This window comes from Roseomonas sp. KE0001 (genome assembly GCF_016107285.1).
Classification (GTDB): Bacteria; Pseudomonadota; Alphaproteobacteria; order Acetobacterales; family Acetobacteraceae; genus Pseudoroseomonas.
Window position 1 is genome coordinate 222288 of sequence record NZ_RCVQ01000006.1, and the last position, 15892, is coordinate 238179.

The 15892-nt window shown below is 74.1% G+C and carries 15 protein-coding genes; 6 read left to right on the forward strand and 9 right to left on the reverse strand.

What is annotated here, in order from left to right; genetic code table 11:
* Positions 1-65 precede the first annotated feature (65 nt).
* Together D9598_RS13925 and D9598_RS13930 are read left to right on the forward strand one after the other, a co-directional pair.
* The gene (locus D9598_RS13925) at positions 66-1091 is read left to right on the forward strand and encodes an amino acid ABC transporter substrate-binding protein (protein ID WP_198367128.1); all 1026 of its coding nucleotides are present in this window, start codon (positions 66-68) and stop codon (positions 1089-1091) included.
* 123 nt (positions 1092-1214) lie between these two features.
* Complete coding sequence (locus tag D9598_RS13930) at positions 1215-2339, forward strand: aminotransferase class V-fold PLP-dependent enzyme (RefSeq protein WP_198367129.1); 1125 nt, start codon at positions 1215-1217, stop codon at positions 2337-2339.
* A gap of 44 nt (positions 2340-2383) precedes the next feature.
* Here D9598_RS13930 and D9598_RS13935 read toward each other — a convergent pair whose 3' ends face one another.
* Positions 2384-3748: a PLP-dependent aminotransferase family protein gene (locus tag D9598_RS13935; protein ID WP_198367130.1), complete on the reverse strand. Its 1365-nt coding sequence runs from the start codon at positions 3746-3748 to the stop codon at positions 2384-2386.
* Positions 3749-3841: 93 nt separating this feature from the next.
* On the opposite strand from D9598_RS13935, the gene D9598_RS21645 reads away from it, so the two are divergent.
* Together D9598_RS21645 and D9598_RS13945 are read left to right on the forward strand one after the other, a co-directional pair.
* Positions 3842-4060 carry a DUF1127 domain-containing protein gene (locus D9598_RS21645; protein WP_370592029.1) on the forward strand — a complete coding sequence of 73 codons (219 nt, stop codon included), beginning with the start codon at positions 3842-3844 and terminating at the stop codon, positions 4058-4060.
* Positions 4057-4968 carry a PhzF family phenazine biosynthesis protein gene (locus D9598_RS13945; RefSeq protein WP_198367132.1) on the forward strand — a complete coding sequence of 304 codons (912 nt, stop codon included), beginning with the start codon at positions 4057-4059 and terminating at the stop codon, positions 4966-4968. Before D9598_RS21645 ends, D9598_RS13945 begins: the two co-directional genes overlap by 4 nt.
* A gap of 23 nt (positions 4969-4991) precedes the next feature.
* On the opposite strand, the gene D9598_RS13950 is transcribed toward D9598_RS13945, so the two are convergent.
* Positions 4992-6320, reverse strand: a complete 1329-nt coding sequence (locus D9598_RS13950) for an aspartate aminotransferase family protein (protein WP_198367133.1) — start codon at positions 6318-6320, stop codon at positions 4992-4994.
* Positions 6321-6434: 114 nt separating this feature from the next.
* Between D9598_RS13950 and D9598_RS13955 the strand changes: the two genes are divergently transcribed.
* Both D9598_RS13955 and D9598_RS13960 read left to right on the forward strand, forming a co-directional pair.
* The gene (locus D9598_RS13955; RefSeq protein WP_198367134.1) at positions 6435-8249 is read left to right on the forward strand and encodes a transglycosylase domain-containing protein; all 1815 of its coding nucleotides are present in this window, start codon (positions 6435-6437) and stop codon (positions 8247-8249) included.
* On the forward strand, positions 8246-8791 hold the full coding sequence (locus D9598_RS13960; protein ID WP_198367135.1) for a hypothetical protein: 546 nt from the start codon (positions 8246-8248) through the stop codon (positions 8789-8791). The genes D9598_RS13955 and D9598_RS13960 overlap by 4 nt, the downstream gene beginning before the upstream one ends.
* Before the next feature lie 10 nt (positions 8792-8801).
* Here D9598_RS13960 and D9598_RS13965 read toward each other — a convergent pair whose 3' ends face one another.
* Genes D9598_RS13965 through D9598_RS13995 form a run of 7 tightly spaced genes read right to left on the reverse strand, consistent with a single transcriptional unit; the run spans position 8802 to position 15777 of the window.
* The gene (locus D9598_RS13965) at positions 8802-10283 is read right to left on the reverse strand and encodes an alpha/beta hydrolase (RefSeq protein WP_198367136.1); all 1482 of its coding nucleotides are present in this window, start codon (positions 10281-10283) and stop codon (positions 8802-8804) included.
* A complete protein-coding gene (locus D9598_RS13970; protein WP_198367137.1) occupies positions 10283-11125 on the reverse strand; it encodes an alpha/beta hydrolase in 843 nt (280 codons plus the stop codon). Before D9598_RS13970 ends, D9598_RS13965 begins: the two co-directional genes overlap by 1 nt.
* Before the next feature lie 41 nt (positions 11126-11166).
* On the reverse strand, positions 11167-11868 hold the full coding sequence (locus D9598_RS13975; protein ID WP_198367138.1) for an ABC transporter ATP-binding protein: 702 nt from the start codon (positions 11866-11868) through the stop codon (positions 11167-11169).
* On the reverse strand, positions 11868-12626 hold the full coding sequence (locus D9598_RS13980; RefSeq protein WP_198367139.1) for an ABC transporter ATP-binding protein: 759 nt from the start codon (positions 12624-12626) through the stop codon (positions 11868-11870). The genes D9598_RS13975 and D9598_RS13980 overlap by 1 nt, the downstream gene beginning before the upstream one ends.
* On the reverse strand, positions 12623-13588 hold the full coding sequence (locus D9598_RS13985) for a branched-chain amino acid ABC transporter permease (RefSeq protein WP_198367140.1): 966 nt from the start codon (positions 13586-13588) through the stop codon (positions 12623-12625). Before D9598_RS13985 ends, D9598_RS13980 begins: the two co-directional genes overlap by 4 nt.
* Positions 13581-14495 carry a branched-chain amino acid ABC transporter permease gene (locus D9598_RS13990; RefSeq protein ID WP_198367141.1) on the reverse strand — a complete coding sequence of 305 codons (915 nt, stop codon included), beginning with the start codon at positions 14493-14495 and terminating at the stop codon, positions 13581-13583. The genes D9598_RS13985 and D9598_RS13990 overlap by 8 nt, the downstream gene beginning before the upstream one ends.
* Positions 14496-14541: 46 nt before the next feature.
* A complete protein-coding gene (locus D9598_RS13995; RefSeq protein ID WP_198367142.1) occupies positions 14542-15777 on the reverse strand; it encodes an ABC transporter substrate-binding protein in 1236 nt (411 codons plus the stop codon).
* Positions 15778-15892 lie beyond the last annotated feature (115 nt).

Below are 15892 nucleotides of genomic sequence, written 5' to 3' on the forward strand. Positions count from 1 at the left end.
CGGCGCCGCCGCCGAGAGAAGCCGGTCGGGAGAAAGCCAGTCACGCAAGTCGAGAAGGAAACGCGATGTTCCGCTCACTGCGTGCGCTCACCATGCTCGCCTGCGCCTGGCTCGGGTCGTACGGCGCGGCTTCGGCCCAACCGGCCTCCGATATGCTCGGCGCCATCCGCGCCCGCGGCTATCTGCTCTGCGGCGTCGCCGGCGGCACGGTGGGCTTCAGCCTGCCGGACAGCCAGGGCGTGATGCGCGGCCTCGACGCCGATGGCTGCCGCGCCGTCGCCGCCGCTGTCCTCGGCGATGCCGAGAAGGTCCGGTTCGTGCCGACCACGGCGCAGAACCGCTTCACCGCGCTGCAATCGGGCGAGGTGGACATGCTGGTGCGCAACACCACCTGGACGCTGGGCCGCGAGGCGGCGCTCGGCCTCGAATTCGCCTCCGTCAACTTCTACGACGGCACCGGCTTCATGGTGAAGACCGAGAGCGGCGTGCGCGAGATGAGGCAGCTCAACGGCGCCTCGGTCTGCGTGCAGCCGGGCTCGACCACCGAGCTGAACCTGGCCGACTACTTCCGCAGCCACGGCATGAGCTTCTCGCCGCTCGTCATCGCCGATCTCGAGGAACTGCGCGCCGCCTTCATCAACGGCCGCTGCGATGCCTTCACCACCGACGCCTCCTCGCTCGCCGCCTTCCGCTACGCGCAGGGTCCGAACGCGGACAAGTACTTCCTGATCCCCGGCGTGATCTCGAAGGAGCCGCTCGGCAGCGTCGTCCGCAAGGGCGACTTCAAGTTCTTCGACGTGGTGCGCTGGACCCATTTCGCGCAGCTGACGGCGGAGGAGCTGGGCATCACCAGCAAGAACCTCGACAGCTTCGCCGACAGCAACAGCCCGGAGGTGCAGCGCTTCCTGGGCCGGACCGGCGATCTCGGCAAGATGCTCGGCCTGCAGCCGGACTGGGCGGTGCAGATCGTCCGGCAGGTCGGCAATTTCGGCGAGATGTGGGACCGCAACATCGGCCCGCTCGGCGTCGAGCGGGGCATCAACAATCTCTGGAACAAGGGCGGCATCCAGTACGCGCCGCCGATGCGCTGAAGACGGGCCCGGTCGGGAGAATCCGCGGGCGGTTCCATTCGACCGGAGGCTGCCCCAGAGTTGCCGCGGCCGCCGCGCGCCGGGCGGCCGCGGCTCTCCGCACCGGGCGCCAGGGAAGTCCGCATGTCCGGCGATCCGCTCTTCGACCCCGCCGATTTCCGCATCCCCGAGGGCGTCGCGCATCTCTGCGCCGGTGGCGAGCCGCCCTTCCTGCTGCGGCATGACGAGGCCTTCCGCCGCTACGCCGTGAACAAGAGCAACGGGCCCGCCGGGCGCGAGGCGCAGGAGGCGGAGGTGGAGCGGGTGCGCGGCCTCGTCGCACGACGCTTCGGCATCCCGCACGACTCCACCGGCTTCGTCTCCAGCGTCGCCGAAGGGATGTCGATGCTGGTGGAAAGCCTCGACTGGCAGCCCGGCGACAATGTCTGCCTCGATCCGGACGAGTATCCCTCCCTGGCCGCGCCCGCCATGCTGGGCCTGCCGGACGGGGTGGAGATCCGCCCCGTGCCGGTGCGCGACCCGGAGGCGGTGGCGGCGCGGATGGATGCGCGGACGCGGCTGCTCGCGGTCAGCCATGTCTCCTACCTGAACGGCGCGCGGCACGACCTCGCGGCCCTGCGCGCCGCGACCGACCGCCGGGGCGCGATGCTGGTGGTGGACCACACCCAGGCGGCGGGATACCTGCCGCTCGACGATGCCGCCGCCGCCGACTTCGCCTTCTGCGCCTGCTACAAGTGGCTGCTCGGCACCACCGGCACGGCCGTGGCCTACTGGAACCGCGAACGCCAGCCGGGTTGGCAGCCGCGCACGGCGGGGTGGTACTCGCTCGCCTCGCAGAAGCGCCCGGACTATGGCGCCCGCCCGGCCCTGCGCCCGGACGCCATGCGCTTCAGCCGCGGCAATCCCTCCTACGTCTCGCTCTATGTCCTGGGATCGGCGCTCGACTACCTGGACGGCTTCGGGACCGCGTCGGTGCGGGCGCATGTGCAGGGCCTGACCACGGCCTTGCTCGGCCGGCTGGCGGCGGCGGGGATCGCCAGCACCACGCCGGCGGATCCGGCGCGGCACGGCGCCAGCGTCTGCGTCGAGACGCCGCGCGCCGCCGCGATCGTGCGGCGGCTGGAGGCCGAGGGGATCTATGCCTGGAACGGGCGCGGCCGCATCCGCGTCAGCTTCCACGGCTACAACGGCGCGGCGGAGATGGAACGCGTGGCGGCGGCGCTGATCCGGCACGCGGCCGCCGGCTGAGGCTTTTCCGGGAAAGCGCGGCGGCGGGCCGGAGGCTTCCGGCCTCAGCCCACGCTGCCGGAGTCCGGCCCGGCCAGGGCCAGGTCGCGCAGGGTTTCCAAGGCAGGCCGCAGGCTGGCCTCCGGCGGCGCGGCCAGGGCCAGCCGTACCGCGTCCGGCGCATGCCCGGCGCCGACGGCGAATTCGGCGGCGGGGGAGACGGCGATGCGCCGCCGGGCCGCCGCCGCGACGAAGGTCTCGGCCCGCCAGCCCGCCGGCAGTTCCAGCCAGAGGTGATAGGCGCGCGGGTCACCGCGCAGCCGCAGCCCGGCGTCGCCGAGGATCCCGCGTGCCAGCGCGTTGCGCGCCAGGGCATCGGCGCGTTTGCGTCGGACCAGGGTGGCCACGCTGCCATCCTCCATCCACGCGGTGCCGGCGGCCAGGGTGAAGCCCTGGGCGGACCAGCCGCCCAGCCGCAGCGCGGCGGCCAGGCGGTGACGCAGCGCGGCGGGCGCCGCCATCATGCCCAGGGTCAGCCCCGGCGCGACCCGCTTCGACAGGCTGTCCACCACCACGACGTGATCCGGCGCATGGGCGGCGAGCGGCGCGACGGCCTCGCCGGCGAGGAAGGCATAGACGACATCCTCCACCGCCAGGATGCCCAGCTCGCGCAGCAGGGCGCCGAGCGCCGCCCGCCGCGCCGGCGGCATGGTGACGCCGAGCGGGTTGTGCAGATCCGGCTGGAGGTAGATCAGCCGCAGCGGATGCGCACGGTGCGCGGCCGCCACCGCCTCCGGCCGCAGCCCCTCGGCGTCCATGGCCAGGGGCACGGACTGCAGGCCGAGGCGCAGGGCCATGCCCTTGGCCATGGGATAGGTCATGGCCTCGAAGCCGATCCGTTCGCCCGGCGCGACCAGGGCCGTGAACAGCGCGGCGATCGCCTGCTGCCCGCGCCCGGCGAAGAGCAACCCCTCGGTATCCGGCCGCCAGCCGCCGCGGGCCATCAGCGCCGATGTGGCGGCGCGGGCCTCGGCCGTGCCACGCACCGCGCCGCGCCCGAGCGCATCCATCAGCGCCTCTGGCCCGGTCAGGCCGACAAGGCCGGGGGCCAGCAACGCCGCCTGATCCGGCAGCACCGAGAAATTCACCTCGAGATCCGTCACCTCCGCCCCTCCCGCCTCGCGGGCGGGCGGCCTGGGCAGTGGCGTGCCGGCGGCGCGTAGGAAGGTGCCGCGCCCGACCTCGCCCACCGTCACGCCCCGGCGGGTCAGCTCGGCATAGACACGGCTGGCGGTTGAGGCGGCGATGCCGCGCCGGTGCGCGAAGTCCCGGCTGGTCGGCAGCCGGTCGCCGGCCCGGCGGCGCCCGGCGGCGAGATCGGCGGCGAGTTCCTGGCTCAGGGCGTCGGCGATGGCGCGAAAGTCGGTCATCGGGCGATTGTACCGAGAACAATTCCGCTATTGAAGCGGTAATTTGCTCCATGCCATGAATTGATTCGGGTCAATTTGAAGGAGCCCACCGTTTTGATCGGATCAATAGGGCAGTCGTGTCGGTACAATTCGCAAGGCATCGTCGGGAGCGTCCGCTTCCTCCTCGCCGCCTGCGAGGCGAGGCTGCGCCTCTGGCGCCGGCGCGCCGCCACCCGGGCCGAACTCCGCGATCTGCCCCCGGAGCGGCTGCGTGACCTCGGCATGACCGGGGCGGAAGCGGCCCGTGAGGCCGCCCGGCCCTTCTGGTCATGAGCGCCGCGGCCACGTGTGCCGGGCCCGGACGGCCTGCGGAGCACCGCTACGCTGTTCTGGACGTCTTCACGGACCGGCCGCTGAGCGGCAATCCGCTGGCCGTGCTGCCGGAAGCCGGGGGGCTGGACGGGGCCACGATGCAGGCCCTCGCGCGCGAGTTCAACCACTCCGAGACCAGCTTCCTGATGCCGCCCGAGAACCCGGCGAACACCGCGCGGCTGCGGATCTTCACCCCGGCGCACGAACTGCCCTTCGCCGGCCATCCGACGCTGGGCGGTGCCTGCGCCCTGGCCTGGGATCTGGCCGCGCGGGGCCTCGCGGTGCCGGAGGAGATCCGCTTCGAGGTGCCGGCCGGCCTGACGGTGGTGGTGCCGCGTCGGCGGGACGGCGTGGTCGTCGGTGGCGAGCTTCGCGCGCCGCAGCCGCTTCGCCGCCTCGGCGCGGTATCGCGGGCGGCGGTGGCGGCCAGCCTCTCCCTGCCGGAGGCGGCGCTGGCCTCGGCCGAGATCGCCGGCGTCGGCACGCCCTTCCTGCTGGTGGAGCTGGCGGAGGCGGAGGCGATGGCGCGACTCGTCCCCGATCCCGCCGCCTGGGACCGGCTGCCGAAGGAGGAGGGGGCCGGGCGGCTCTACGTCTTCCGGCGCGATGGCCCGGGCGCGCTGCGCGCCCGCATGTTCACCCGCCGGCTCCAGGAGGATCCGGCGACCGGCAGCGCCACCGCCGCGGCCGTGGCGCTGCTGCTCGACCGCGAGGGCGGCGCGGTGCTGGAGCTCGACGTCCGCCAGGGGGTGGAGATGGGGCGGCCCAGCCGGCTCACGGCCCGCGCCTGGCGCACGGCGGAGGGCATCCTCGCCGCGGTGGGCGGGAATTGCGTGCCGGTGATGGAAGGGCGCCTCCGGCTCCCGTGACGGGGCCCGGCCGCGGCAGGTGCTCAGCCCGCCACCGCCCGCTCCACGGCGCGGGCGAACTTCGCGGCGATCTCGTCCACCTGCGCCGCCGTCACCGTGTAGGGCGGCGCCAGGATGGCATGGTCGCCGAGGCGGCCGTCGATCGTGCCGTTCATCGGATAGCAGGCCAGCCCCTCCTCATAGGCGAGGTCGCGCACCCGCTCGTGCACGGCCAGCGCCGGGTCGAAGGGGGTCTTGGTGGCGCGGTCCCGCACCAGCTCCACCGCCCAGAACAGGCCGCGCCCGCGGATCTCGCCGACATGCGCATGGTTGCCGAGGCGCTCGGTCAGGGCCTGTTCCAGCCGCGCGCCCTGGCGCGTGACATTGGCCAGCAGGTCCTCCTCGGCGATCACCCGCTGCACCGCCAGCGCGGCGGCACAGGCCATGGGATGCGCCTGGTAGGTATGGCCGTGCTTGAAGGCGCCGGAGCCGTCGCGCAGCGCCGCCACCACCTTCTCCGCCACCAGGATGCCGCCGATCGGCTGGTAGCCGCCGCCCAGCCCCTTGGCGATGACCTGGATATCCGGCGCCACGCCCTCCTGCTCCCAGGCGTGCAGCGTGCCGGTGCGGCCCATGCCGCACATCACCTCGTCCAGGATCAGCAGCGCGCCGTGCCGGTCGCAGATCTCGCGCATGGCCTGGAAATAGCCGGGCAGGGCGGTGACGCAGCCGAGCGTGGCGCCCACCATGGTCTCGGCCAGGAAGGCGATGACGGTCCCGGGGCCGAGGCGCCGGAACTCCGCCTCCAGCTCGGCTGCGAGGCGGGCGACATAGTCCGCGTCGCTCTCGCCCTCGGCGCGGCCGCGATAGGGATAGCAGGCCGAGACATGGCTGAAGGCGTCGGAGAGCAGCGGGGCGTAGGGCGCGCGGCGCATGGCGTTGCCGCCGGCGGCCAGCGCGCCGAGCGTGTTGCCGTGATAGCTCTGCCGGCGGGCGATGACGTGGCGCCGCTCCGGCTGGCCGATCTCCAGGAAGTACTGCCGGGCGATCTTGAGCGCCGCCTCGTTGCCCTCGCTGCCGGAGGAGACGAAATAGGCGTGGCTGAGCCCGCCCGGCCGATGGCCGACCAGCACATCGGCCAGGGCCTCGGCGCTCTCGCAGCCGAACAGCGCGGTATGCGCGTAGCAGAGCGTCTCCATCTGCGCCCGCATGGCCTCCAGCACCCGGGGGTGGCCGTGGCCGAGGCAGGCGACGGCGGCGCCGCCGGACCCGTCGATGATGGCGCGGCCGTCCTGGTCGCGCAGGTGGATGCCCTGGCCGGAGAGCGCGAGAGGGGGGTCGCTGCGCAGGCTGCGATGGATCAGGTGGCTCATGCGGCCTCTCTCCCGGGCGTGGCGGGGAGAGCCTAGGTCGGATCGGGAGCCGGCGACAGGGCGACGCGGCGGGGGATGTTTTCATCCCCCCGCGATCTGCTCTAAGCCTTTGCCATGGCTCGCTCCACAGCCCGCGCCGCCGCCCTGCCGCCCCGCCCCGCGCCGCAGGCCCGGCCGCGCCGGCGTGGCCTGCCGGCCCGGCTGCTGCGGCTGCTCCTGCTGCTGCTCATCTGGGGCGGGCTGGCGCTGGCGGCGCTGCTGCTCGCCTTCGCCTGGGACCTGCCCCGCCCGGAGGAGGCGCTGGCCACGACCCGCCGCCCTTCCGTGACGCTGGAGGCCGCCGACGGGCGCCTGCTCGCCACCAGCGGCGACCTCTATGGCGAGGCGGTGCGGCTGGCCGACCTGCCGCCCTACCTGCCGGGCGCGCTGATGGCGGTGGAGGACCGCCGCTTCCGGGCCCATTTCGGCCTCGACCCTCTCGGACTGGCGCGCGCCGCCATCGCCAACCTGCGCGCCGGGCGGGTGGTGCAGGGCGGCTCGACCCTGACCCAGCAGCTCGCCAAGAACCTGTTCCTGACGCCCGAGCGCAGCCTGCGCCGCAAGGTGCAGGAGGCGATGCTGGCGCTCTGGCTGGAGCGCCGCTTCACCAAGGACCAGCTGCTGGAGATCTACCTGAACCGCGTCTACCTCGGCAGCGGCGCCTATGGGATGGATGCGGCCGCGCGGCTCTATTTCGGCGTGCCGGCGCGGCGCGTGACGCTCTGGCAGGCGGCGATCCTGGCCGGGCTGCCCAAGGCGCCCTCCCGGCTGAACCCGCGCGTCGCCCCGGCGGCGGCCATGCACCGGGGCGCCGACGTGCTGCGGGACATGGCCGAGGTCGGGCTGATCACCGCCGCGCGCGCCACCCAGGAGGCCGAGCGCATGGCGCTGCCGCGCCGGCCCTCCGGCGATGCCGGCTGGTTCGCCGATTGGGTCCAGGAGGATCTGGCCGAGGCCTATCCCGGCGCCGGCGACCTCATCCTCCGCACCACGCTCGATCTGCGGCTGCAGGCGGTGGTGGAGGCGCGGCTGGAGGCGCTGCTGGCCGGGCCCGGCGCCGCCGCGCGGGCCGGCCAGGGGGCGGTGGTGGTGCTCGACGCGCGGGACGGTGCGGTGCGCGCCCTGGCGGGCGGGCGCAGCTACCGGCAAAGCCCCTTCAACCGCGCCACGGCGGCGCGGCGGCAGCCCGGCTCGGCCTTCAAGCCTTTCGTCTTCCTCGCGGCGCTGGAGGCCGGGGCCACCCCGGAGGAGATGGTGTCGGATGCGCCGCTGAGCCTCGGCCGCTGGTCGCCGGGCAATGGCCACTGGCGGGCACGCGGCGCGATCACGCTGGAGGAGGCGCTGGCGCAGAGCGTCAACACCGCCGCCGTGCGGGTGATGCAGCGCGGCGGCGGGCCGCGCGCGGTGGCGGCGGTGGCGCGGCGCCTCGGCATCCAGGGCCGCTTTCCCGATGCGCCCTCTTTGGCCCTGGGCACGGCGGAGGTGACGCTGCTCGACCTGGTGGCGGGCTACGCCCCCTTCGCCAATGGCGGCTACAGCGTCACGCCCTATGGCGTCAGCCGCGCCGAATCCGCCGAGCGCCTGCTGGCCGTGCCGCGCACCGCGCCGCAGCGGGCCGTCGCGCCCGAGCATGCGGCGATGATGCGCCGCATGCTGGGCGCGGTGGTGCGGGAGGGCACCGGCCGCGCCGCCGCCGTGCCGGGCCTGGCCCCAGGCGGCAAGACCGGCACGACGCAGGACTCGCGCGATGCCTGGTTCATCGGCCTGGCGGGGCCGCTGGTGATCGGTGTCTGGCTGGGCAATGACGATGCCGGCCCGATGGCCGATGTGCGCGGCGGCAGCCTGCCGGCGCAGCTGTTCCGAAGCATCGTCGAGGAGGGATTGCGATGAGCGAGGCGGAGGGCGAGGCGGGCCGCCGCATGGCCGGGCTGGCGCGGCCGATGCAGCACGCGGTGAACAACCTGTTCATGGTGCTGGTCATGAACCTGGAGGCGATCCAGGGGAGCCTGCCGCCGGAGGACCGCAACGCCGTGCGCCTCGGCCGGGCCCTGCAGGGGGCGCGGCAGGCGGAGGCCCTGCTGCGCTCCTACCTGCGCCTCGGCCGGCCGGAGGAGCAGGGCGAGATCGATTCCGCGCGCTTCCTGGAGGCGGTGCTGCCGGTGCTGAACCTCGCCGCCGGCAAGCCGCTGACCCTGGAGGTGGCGGCGGCGGCGCCGGTCCGCCCGGCCCGTCCCCGGGCCGACATCGCCCTGCTGGCCCTGGCGGAGGGCGTGCGCGGGCTGCCCGCCTCGGCGCCGCGCCGGCTGCGGCTGGAGGGCCGGCTGCTGACGGCGAGCTGGCCGGCGCCGGAGGCGGCGCTGCCGCTGCTGGCCGCGGCCGGGATGCCGGCCGAGGTGGCGGGGGAGGAGACCCGGCTGCGCCTGGGCGCCTGAGCCGCCGCCTTCAGCGGGCCGGCGGGGCGGGCGCGATGCCCTCCTCCACCCGGCCGATCAGATAGGGGAAGAAGGGGTTGGAGGAGACGCGCAGCAGGCTGTCGAGGTCGACGACCAGGGTGTTGCGCTCGCCGCGCGGCGCGATGTCGCCCAGCCGGATGCCGAAATCCTCCTCCGGATCCGGCTTCAGCCCGTAGAGCGCGTCGGTCACCGGGAAGGGCAGGGCGATGTGGGAGAGGGAGTAGATGTCGGGCGGATAGTCCAGCTCCAGGGGCTGGCGGCGGGGGGCGGTCTCCCCGGCGGCGAGGCTCTCCTCGGCCATGCCGGCCTCATCGGGCGAGCGGTTGCTGAGGACGGTGACGCGGTAGCGGCGCGGCGGAGGCGGCAGCAGCCGCTCCAGCGCCGTCTCGGAGGCGGGGCGGAAGAGCGGGCCGAGCCGCGTCGCGCGGTTGATGTCGAACAGCACCAGCTCGCTGCCATTGGCGGGGAGCCGGGCGTAAAGCCCATCCAGCACGGCGGCGGTGCTGACGGTGGCGTCCATCACCGACTGGAAGGTGAGCACCGGCGGCAGGGGGCCGAGCCGGCCCTCGCGCGCCAGCCGCGCCAGGCGCTGCTGCAGGACATCGGTGAGCAGCCAGGACTGGCGCGCGCCGTTCACCGGGAAGGAGTTGTACTTGAACGGGTTGAACTCGGGCGAGATGCTGAGCCAGGCGGCCTTGGCGAAGGCGGGGAAGACCGCCGGCAGTCCGGCCAGCCGGGCGAAGCGCGCGAAGGCCGTGACGCCGACCATGGGCGAGACCAGCACGATGCGGGTCACCGGCTCCGGGTCGCCGGCCTCCAGCATGTCGAGCGCCTGCATCAGCGCCAGCGCGGCGCCGTTCGAGAAGCCGACCAGATGCACCGGCGCCCCCGGCCCGGCGCGGCGGCGCGCCTCGCGCAGCGCCATCCGCGTCGCCGCCATCCAGTCCTCCCATTCCACCGCCGTCAGCGCGCCGGGGACGGTGCCATGGGCGGGCAGGCGCGGTGCGATGGCGACGAAGCCCCGCGCGGCGTAGCGGCGCGCCAGATGCCGCAGGCTGTAGGGCGAATCCGTCAGCCCATGCAGGAAGACGGCCGCGCCTTGTGCCGGTCCCTCGGGCTCCAGGACGTAGGAGCGGTTCCAGTCCCGCGGCAGGTGCGCCGGATAGGCCGGGCTGCCCTCGAAATAGCGGTTGAGGGGAATGCGGTCTTTGGGGTCGAGGCGGCGGCTGACCGTCTCGCGCATCTCGCGCAGAAGCCGCTCCTCGGCGGCGAGGTAGCCGTTCCAGCCGGCCTCCTCGATGGCCTCGCGCGGCAGCTCGCGGGGCACCAGGATGTGCCAGGCCTCCAGCGGCGCGCCGCGCTGCGAATCCCAGGCGCGCACGACGAGCAGGGTGAGCAGGCAGGCGCCCACCAGGATCAGCGCGCGCCGGACCTGCCGGCCGCCCCAGCCGAACAGCCGCCGCACCGGCATCAGCCGAGCCCCATGGCGGCGCGCACCGCGCGCGACAGCGGCGTGTCGGCGCAGAGCTGCAGCGGCAGGTCGAAATGGTTCGAGCCGGGCGGCGGCGCGACGGTCGTGACGGCGCAGCCGGCGGCGGCGCAGCGCGCCGCGTGCCCGGCGGTCTGGCGCAGGAACTCGCCGGTCTCGGTGGCGGCGGCGCTGAAGACCAGCGGCAGGCCGGCGCGCGGCGGCGGCAGCAGGGCGGGGGAGTTCCGCGCGGCGGCCGCGGCATCGAGGCGGAGCCAGTCATGGACGTGGCAGTGCCGCAGCGGCTCCAGGTCATAAAGGCCGGAGAGCAGGGTGGCGCCGGCGACGCAAGGCTCGGCCGAGGCCAGCATCGCTGCCAGATGCCCGCCCGCCGAGGCGCCCGCGACATGGATGCGCGCGGGATCGCCGCCATGCGCCGCGACATTCGCCCGCAGCCAGGCCAGGGCGGCGCGGCACTGCCGGACGATCTCGTCCAGCGTCACGGCGGGGGCGAGCGCGTAGTTCAGCACCGCGACGCAGGCCCCGGCGCGGGTCAGGAAGGGCGCCATGAAGCCGGAATCGGCGGCATCCAGCAGGCGCCAGTAGCCGCCATGGATGTAGAGGAAGACGGGCGCCGGGCCGGGCCGGGCGGCGAGGTAGAGATCCAGCCGCTCCGGCTCCGTCGGCCCGTAGGCGAGGCCGATGCGGCAGGGCAGGTCGCGCCGCGCCGCCGCGGTGCCCGAGCGATAGGCGGCGAGGAAGGGCGCGATGTCCGGCACGGTGGCGCGGGCATCGTATTCCCGGTCGAGCGCCGCGCGGTCCATGCCCCGGTAGAGCTGTGTCATGCCGAATGGTGGCTCGAATGCGCGGCGCGGGGAAGCCCGTGCTACAGCCCGATCCAGCCCCTGATCCGCTCCGCCTCGGCGATCATCGCGGCACCGCTGCCGGACCAGACGGTGCGGCCCTTCTCCAGCACGTGGTGCCGGTCGGCCAGGCGGCCGAGCGCGGCGAGGTTCTTGTCCACCACCAGGATCGACTGGCCGCGCGCCTTGAGCGCGGCGAGCGTCGCCCAGATCTCGGCGCGGATCACCGGGGCCAGCCCCTCCGTCGCCTCGTCCAGGATCAGGAGGTGCGGATTGGTCATCAGCGCCCGGCCGATGGCCAGCATCTGCTGCTCGCCGCCGGAGAGGGTGCGGGCGGATTGCCCGGCGCGCTCGCCCAGGCGCGGAAAGAGGCCGTAGACCCGCTCCAGCGTCCAGGGCTGCGCATGGCCGGCGCGGTTGGCGGCGGTGGCGACGAGGTTCTCCCGCACCGAGAGCGTCGGGAAGACCTGCCGCCCCTCCGGCACCAGCCCGATGCCGCGCCGGGCGATGGCCTCGGGCGGCAGGCCCGCCAGGGATTCCCCGCGGAAGCGGATCTCGCCGCCGCGCGGCGGGGTGAGGCCCAGGATGGCGCGGATCGTCGTCGTCTTGCCCATGCCGTTGCGGCCGAGCAGGGTCGCCACCTCGCCCTCGCCCAGGGCGAGGGAGACGTCGAACAGCGCCGTGCTGGCGCCATAGCCGGCGGTGAGGCCGCGCACCTCCAGCATCACGCCTCCTCTCCCTCGCCGAGATAGGCCGCACGCACGGCCGGGTCGGCGCGGATCGCCTCCGGGGCGCCGCTGGCGATGCAGCGGCCCCGCACCAGCACGGAGACACGGTCGGCCAGCGCGAAGACCGCCTCCATGTCGTGCTCCACCAGCAGGATCGCGACCTCGCCCTTCAGCCGGCGCAGCGTTTCCGTCATGGCCTGGGATTCGCCGGCGCCGAGCCCGGCCATCGGCTCGTCCAGCAGCAGCAGGCGCGGCCGCAGCGCCAGCGCCAGCGCCAGCTCGACCTGCTTGCGCTCCCCGGCCGAAAGCGCGGAGGCCGGCAGGCCGCGCCGCGCCGGGTCGAGGCCGAAGCGGTCGAGCAGGGCACGGGCCGGCTCGCGGAGCCCGCGGTCGCGCCGCGCCGCGCGCCAGAAGCGGAAGGAATGGCCCTGCCGCGCCTGCACGGCGAGCGCCAGGTGGTCCTCGGCGCTGGCCTCCTCCAGCAGCTGCACCACCTGGAAGCTGCGCACCATCCCGCGCCGGGCGCGGCGCGCGGCGGAGAGATGCGTGATCTCCGCGCCATCGAAGCGGATACGGCCGGAATCGGGGCGGATCTCGCCGGTGATCTGGCCGATGGCGGTGGACTTGCCGGCGCCGTTCGGGCCGATCAGCGCGTGCAGCTCGCCGGGGCGCACGTCGAGGCTGAGCCCGTCGGTGGCGCGCAGCCCGCCGAAGCTCTTGCGGAGGTCGTCGAGGACCAGCAGCGGCGCGCTCACGCGAGGCGCAGCCGGCGCAGCGCCGCCATCAGCCCGCCGCGCGCGAAGATCACGACCAGGACCAGCAGTGGGCCGAGGATGAACTGCCAGTGCTCGGTGAGCCCGGCCAGCCCGTATTCCAGCCCGACCAGCGCGACGGCGCCGAGCACCGGGCCCATCAGCGTGCCGGCGCCGCCCAGGATGACCATGACCATCAGCTCCCCCGACTTGGTCCAGTGCAGCATGTCGGTGCTGACGAAGCGCGTGGCATTGGCCATCAGCGCGCCGGCCAGCGCCGTGCCCATGCCGGAGAGGATGAAGGCCACCAGCCGGTAGGGATAGGGCGAGATGCCCAGCGCCACCACGCGCCGCTCGTTCTGCCGCGCGGCGGAGAGCACCTGGCCGAAGCGCGCGCGCGTCACCCGCCGCAGCAGGAGGAGCCAGGCGAGCAGCAGGCCGAGGCAGAGCCAGTAGAGCTGCGCCGGGTCGCGCAGGTCGAGGCCCGGCAGCTCGCCGCGGCGGCGGATGCTGAGCCCGTCGTCGCCGCCATAGGCCTTCAGCGAGACGAAGAGGAAGAAGACCATCTGCGCGAAGGCCAGGGTGATCATGATGAAGGACACGCCGCCGGTGCGCAGCGACAGCGCGCCGATCGCCGCCGCCGCCACGCCCCCCGCCGCCATGGCCGCCAGCAGGGTGGCGGCGAGCGAGACGCTGCCGGGGATCAGGCCGAGCAGCGGCTCCTGCCACGACCAGTGGGCATAGAGGATGCCGACCGCGTAGCCGCCGATGCCGTAGAAGGCGGCGTGGCCGAAGCTCACCATGCCGCCGAAGCCGAGCGCCAGGTTGAGCGAGGCGGCGGCGAGCGCGTAGATCGCCATGCGGGTGGCGAGGCCGATGCTCGCCGGGCTGCCGGCCGCCTCGGCGATCCAGGGCAGGGCGAGGGCGGCGAGCAGCGCGGCGAGCGCGACGAGACGCTCACGCATGGGCGGGGAAGAGGCCGCGCGGGCGCCAGAGCAGGATGACGGCCATCAGCGCGTAGACGCTCATCGCCGCGAGGCCGGCGGCCAGCGCGTCGGCGTCGGGGCCCTGCATCCAGCCGCGCAGCAGGGCGGGGAGATAGGCGCGCGCCAGGGTATCGGCCAGGCCGACCAGCAGCGCGCCCGCCAGCGCGCCGCGCACCGAGCCGACGCCGCCGATGACGGTGACGACGAAGGTCAGGATCAGGATCTGCTCGCCCATGCCGATCTGCACCGAGAACAGCGGCCCGGCCATCAGCCCGGCGAGCCCGGCGAGCAGCGCGCCGAGGCCGAAGACCAGCGTGTAGAGCAGCCGCACATCGACGCCGAGGGCGCGCACCATTTCGCGGTGCGTGGCGCCGGCGCGCACCAGCATGCCGGTGCGGGTGTGGCGGATCAGCACGTAGAGGCCGAGGGCGACGGCCAGCCCGACGAGGATGATGGCGAGCCTGTAGACCGGATAGGGCAGGCCGGGCAGCAGTTCCACCGTGCCGCGCAGGGCGGGCGGGATCTCCACCAGGAGCGGCTGCCGCCCGAAGAGCAGCACCATGCCCTGGTTGAAGAACAGGATCAGCCCGAAGGTGGCCAGCACCTGGTCGAGATGGTCGCGGCCATAGAGGCGGCGCAGCACCAGCGCCTCCATCGCCATGCCGGCCAGCCCCGCCGCCGCCAGCCCGGCGGGCAGCGCCAGCAGCGCCGAGCCGGTCTCGGCCGCCACCCAGGCGGCGGCGAAGGCGCCGGTCATGTAGAGCGAGCCGTGCGCCAGGTTGATGATGCCCATGATGCCGAAGACCAGCGTCAGCCCCGCCGCCAGCAGGAAGAGGGTGACGCCGAGCTGCAGCCCGTTGAGCACCTGCTCCAGGAACAGCGCCATCAGCGCGCCGCCGCGGCGGGCGTCCCAGGGGGCGTCCCAGGGGGCATCACAGCCGGCATTGCGCCGCGTAGGCGTCGCCGTGGTTCTCGAGCACCTTGCCCTGCGTCACCAGCGCGGGCCGGCCATCCGCGCCGCGCGCCACCTTGATGAGGTACCAGTCCTGCACCGGGTGCTGGTTGGGGCCGAAGGCGAAGCGGCCGCGCGGGCTCTCGAACTTCGCCGGGTTCATGGCGCGGCGGAAGGCCTCGGTGTCGTCGATCCGGCCGCCGGTGCCCTCCAGCGCGGCGCCGATGGCCAGCGCCGTGTCGTAGCCCTGCTGCGCGTAATAGGTCGGCATGCGCGCGTACTTCGCCGTGAAGGCCTGCATGAAGCGCCGGTTGGCGGCGTTGTCGAGGTCGCTGTTCCACTGCGCCGTGACATGCACGCCGAGCGCCGCCTCGCCCACCGCCGCGAGGGTGTTGGAATCCATCGAGGGCGAGGCCAGCACCATCGGCACGCGCTCCAGCAGCCCGGCCTGCACATACTGCTTGAGGAAGGCGATGCCGAGCCCGCCGGGATGGAACTGGTAGACGGCATCCGGCGCGGCGGCGCGGATCTGCGCCATCTCGGCGGCGTAGTCGGTCTGGTCGAGCCGGGTGTAGACCTCGCCGGCGATCTCGCCCCTGTACTGCCGCTTGAAGCCGGTGATGGCATCCTTCCCGGCCTGGTAGTTCGGCGCCAGGATGAACATCCGCCTGTAGCCGAGGTTGACCGCCGCCTGGCCGGCGCTCTCGTGCAGCCCGTCATTCTGCCAGGCGACGGACCAGAAGTTGCGGTGACACTCGCGCCCGGCGAGGTTGGAGGGCGAGGCGTTGGGGCTGACATAGAGGCAGCCGGCATCCAGCACGTCCGGCGCCACGGCGTTCAGCACGTTGGAGAAGACGATGCCGGTGAGCAGCCGGATCTTCTCGTTCTGCACGAAGCGCTCGGCGATCTGCTTGCCCTGGCCGGGCTTCAGCGCGTCGTCCTCGACCAGCAGCGTGACCGGCGTGCCGCCGAGCCTGCCCTCCCGCATCGCCATGGCGAGCGCGAAGCCGTCGCGGATGTCCTGGCCGAGATAGCCGCCCGGGCCGGAGAGGGTCGTCACCATGCCGATCTTCAGCGGCGCGTCACCGGCTGTTCCCTGGGCCCCTCTCCCCTGGGCCCCTCTCCCCTGGGCCAGCGCCGGCCGCGCCAGCCCCGCCGCCAGCGGCAGGGACGCCAGACCGGCGCCGCCCCGCAACACATCCCGCCTGCCGATCATGCGCCCTCTCCCCGATCTGCGCCGGCAACCCGTGCCGGACCATTCTGTCGCCGGTCCATCCTGTGGCGGAATTGTTCACCGGGCGGAAGAGGCGGTCAAACGCCCGGCCGCCGCC

What these genes read in the sequence shown, in the direction of transcription:
- D9598_RS13990 (WP_198367141.1), bottom strand. Translation starts at nt 14,495, where the DNA reads ATGGCGCTGTTCCTGGAGCAGGTGCTCAACGGGCTGCAGCTCGGCGTC.
- D9598_RS13945 (WP_198367132.1), top strand. Translation starts at nt 4,057, where the DNA reads ATGAGCGCCGCGGCCACGTGTGCCGGGCCCGGACGGCCTGCGGAGCAC.
- D9598_RS13935 (WP_198367130.1), bottom strand. Translation starts at nt 3,748, where the DNA reads ATGACCGACTTTCGCGCCATCGCCGACGCCCTGAGCCAGGAACTCGCC.
- D9598_RS13930 (WP_198367129.1), top strand. Translation starts at nt 1,215, where the DNA reads ATGTCCGGCGATCCGCTCTTCGACCCCGCCGATTTCCGCATCCCCGAG.
- D9598_RS13985 (WP_198367140.1), bottom strand. Translation starts at nt 13,588, where the DNA reads ATGCGTGAGCGTCTCGTCGCGCTCGCCGCGCTGCTCGCCGCCCTCGCC.
- D9598_RS13970 (WP_198367137.1), bottom strand. Translation starts at nt 11,125, where the DNA reads ATGACACAGCTCTACCGGGGCATGGACCGCGCGGCGCTCGACCGGGAA.
- D9598_RS13960 (WP_198367135.1), top strand. Translation starts at nt 8,246, where the DNA reads ATGAGCGAGGCGGAGGGCGAGGCGGGCCGCCGCATGGCCGGGCTGGCG.
- D9598_RS13995 (WP_198367142.1), bottom strand. Translation starts at nt 15,777, where the DNA reads ATGATCGGCAGGCGGGATGTGTTGCGGGGCGGCGCCGGTCTGGCGTCC.
- D9598_RS13975 (WP_198367138.1), bottom strand. Translation starts at nt 11,868, where the DNA reads ATGCTGGAGGTGCGCGGCCTCACCGCCGGCTATGGCGCCAGCACGGCG.
- D9598_RS13925 (WP_198367128.1), top strand. Translation starts at nt 66, where the DNA reads ATGTTCCGCTCACTGCGTGCGCTCACCATGCTCGCCTGCGCCTGGCTC.
- D9598_RS13965 (WP_198367136.1), bottom strand. Translation starts at nt 10,283, where the DNA reads ATGCCGGTGCGGCGGCTGTTCGGCTGGGGCGGCCGGCAGGTCCGGCGC.
- D9598_RS13950 (WP_198367133.1), bottom strand. Translation starts at nt 6,320, where the DNA reads ATGAGCCACCTGATCCATCGCAGCCTGCGCAGCGACCCCCCTCTCGCG.
- D9598_RS13955 (WP_198367134.1), top strand. Translation starts at nt 6,435, where the DNA reads ATGGCTCGCTCCACAGCCCGCGCCGCCGCCCTGCCGCCCCGCCCCGCG.